This is a genomic window from Polaromonas sp. P3_C2, from assembly GCF_056402675.1.
In genome coordinates this window covers 1-2,776 of record NZ_JBFUGX010000564.1, presented here as the reverse complement: position 1 = coordinate 2,776, position 2,776 = coordinate 1, and the positions used below count along the sequence as shown (strand labels likewise).

Genomic DNA, 2,776 nt, shown 5'->3' with positions numbered 1-2,776 from the left:
GCGTGCCAACTGCTGATGCAGACCGACCACAACGTCACCGACATCTGCTATCAGGTCGGTTTCAACAATGTCGCAAACTTCAACCGGCGTTTCCTGGAGATCAAGGGCATGACGCCTACCGAGTTCAGGCGGCAGACAGACGACCGTTTTGGCCGATTATCCTGATGGTCCTGTAGCGTGAAATTAAAACTTGTACCCCAGTTGCAAGGTGAAGCAATCAGGGTCAAGGCCCACATCGATGGTCTGGTTGGTACTGAGCGTGCCGCGGGTTTTCAGGAAAGTCTTGGTATAGCTGGCTTCTACAAACCATTTTTTGTCGAGGTTGAAAATACCGCCCAGTTGCAACGCGGGGGCAAATTTCGACTTGAAGGATACGCTTGTGGCGGGGCCGCCTGGGTTGGTCAACGCGGTCAGCAGGGCTGTGCCGCGTTCCTTGTAGAACTTCACGTAGGAGAGGCCCGCACCCAGATAAGGACGAAACCGGGCGTCGGCATCAAGAAACCGGTATTGCGCGATCAGCGTGATGGGCAAGGCCCGGGTGTCGGCCACTGTGCCAACGCCAGCGAGCACACCTGCGCCGCTGACGTCATGCCTGAAGCCCAAACCGAGCGGCAGGTGCAGGCTGATGTGGTCGGTGACCATGTAGTTTACGGCGGCCGTTAACCTGGAACTGTTGCTGACGTCGACTTTCGCGCCCTGAATTACGCCAGTTCCGGACGGCGCCGAAAGGCTGCCGCTGTTCACGGAAGGCGCAATCCGCGTGACGCCGGCCGACATGGACCATGTGCCCGCCTGTTGTGCAAAGCCGTATACGGAAGAAACCGCCAGGGCGGCCGCTATGAAGAGTTTCTGGGAGGGATTCATGGGCAAGTGCGAATGCGGGATGTGTTCGGGTTGCTATGGCGTCATTGTTTGTGCCGGCGGTATTCGCGCCATCGCACGGGGCGAGGGAAGTCATCCGGTGGATCATGAGAAATCATGGTAGCGGCAGGCGCCAACGTGCAGCATCTTCCTCCCCGTTTTTGTGAAGAGACTGTGGCGCCGCAGACGAAAGGCCATGCTGTGTGAAAACGTTTTTCGTACAAAGTGGACGAGCAATAAAAAAAGGGCCGCGAAAGCGGCCCTTTTTGATGGAGCGAAAAGCTCAGGCAGGCATTACATGCCCATGTCGCCCATGCCGCCCATTCCACCCATGCCGCCTGGCATGCCGCCGCCGGCGCCGGACTCTTCTTTCGGAGCTTCGGCAATCATGGCTTCGGTCGTCAGCATCAGGGATGCGACGGAGGCTGCATTCTGCAGTGCGGTGCGGGTGACCTTCGTGGGATCCAGGATACCCATTTCGATCATGTCGCCGTAGGTGTCGTTGGCTGCATTGAAGCCGTAGTTACCCTTGCCGGCCAGAACCGCGTTGACCACCACAGAGGCTTCGCCGCCTGCGTTGTAAACGATTTCGCGCAGGGGGGCTTCGATGGCGCGCAGCACCAGCTTGATACCAGCATCCTGGTCAGGATTGTCGCCGGCGATCTTGCCAGCAGCTTGCTTGGCGCGCAGCAGGGCGACGCCACCGCCGGCCACAATGCCTTCTTCCACGGCAGCGCGGGTAGCGTGCAGCGCGTCTTCCACGCGGGCCTTCTTTTCCTTCATTTCGACTTCGGTGGCAGCGCCAACCTTGATCACGGCAACACCGCCGGCCAGCTTGGCCACGCGCTCTTGCAGTTTTTCACGGTCGTAGTCGCTGGTCGCTTCTTCGATCTGGACGCGCACTTGCTTGACGCGTGCTTCGATGTCGGCAGCGGCGCCGGAGCCGTCGATGATGATGGTGTTTTCTTTGCCCACTTCGATGCGCTTGGCCTGACCGAGGTCAGCCAGCGTCACTTTTTCGAGCGACATGCCGACTTCTTCAGCGATGACCTTGCCGCCGGTCAGGCAGGCGATGTCTTCCAGCATGGCTTTGCGGCGGTCGCCGAAGCCAGGGGCCTTCACAGCCACAACCTTCAGGATGCCGCGCAGGGTGTTCACCACCAGAGTTGCCAGGGCTTCGCCCTCGACTTCTTCGGCAATGATCAGCAGCGGACGGCCGGCCTTGGCGACTTGCTCCAGGGTGGGCAGCAGGTCACGGATGTTGCTGATCTTCTTGTCGTAGAGCAGAACAAACGGGTTGTCCAGCAGTGCGGACTGCTTTTCAGGGTTGTTGATGAAGTAAGGGGAGAGGTAGCCGCGGTCGAACTGCRTGCCTTCGACGACGTCGAGTTCATTTTGCAGGGACTTGCCGTCTTCTACGGTGATCACGCCTTCTTTACCAACCTTGTCCATTGCGTCGGCAATGATCTTGCCGATGGATTCGTCGGAGTTGGCGGAGATGGAGCCGACCTGGGCGATTTCTTTCGAAGTCGTGGTGGGCTTGGAAGCCTTCTTGAGCTCTTCGGTCAGGGCCAGCACGGCCTTGTCGATACCGCGCTTGAGGTCCATCGGGTTCATGCCGGCGGCCACGTATTTCATGCCTTCGCGGACGATGGCTTGGGCCAGAACGGTAGCGGTGGTGGTGCCGTCGCCGGCGTTGTCGGAGGTCTTGGAAGCGACTTCCTTGACCATCTGCGCGCCCATGTTCTGCAGCTTGTCCTTCAGTTCGATTTCCTTGGCGACGGACACACCGTCCTTGGTCACCGTGGGGGCGCCGAACGAGCGCTCCAGAACCACGTTACGGCCTTTAGGGCCCAGGGTTACCTTGACGGCGTTGGCCAGGATGTTCACACCCTCGACCATGCGTGCGCGGGCC

3 protein-coding genes are annotated in these 2,776 nt (G+C 59.6%); 1 reads left to right on the top strand and 2 read right to left on the bottom strand.

Going from position 1 to position 2,776, the window contains the following annotated elements; translation table 11 throughout:
- Window positions 1-165 (top strand): helix-turn-helix domain-containing protein (locus AC1DWI_RS18995; RefSeq protein ID WP_477725450.1); only part of this gene is annotated, 165 nt, incomplete at its 5' end.
- 18 nt (window positions 166-183) lie between these two features.
- Here AC1DWI_RS18995 and AC1DWI_RS18990 read toward each other — a convergent pair.
- A complete protein-coding gene (locus tag AC1DWI_RS18990; protein ID WP_477669904.1) occupies window positions 184-864 on the bottom strand; it encodes an OmpW/AlkL family protein in 681 nt (226 codons plus the stop codon).
- Window positions 865-1,155: 291 nt separating this feature from the next.
- Window positions 1,156-2,776 (bottom strand): chaperonin GroEL (gene groL / locus AC1DWI_RS18985; protein ID WP_477725449.1); only part of this gene is annotated, 1,621 nt, incomplete at its 5' end.

Coding starts and splice junctions, on each gene's coding strand:
- AC1DWI_RS18990 (WP_477669904.1), bottom strand. CDS start 864: ATGAATCCCTCCCAGAAACTCTTCATAGCGGCCGCCCTGGCGGTTTCT.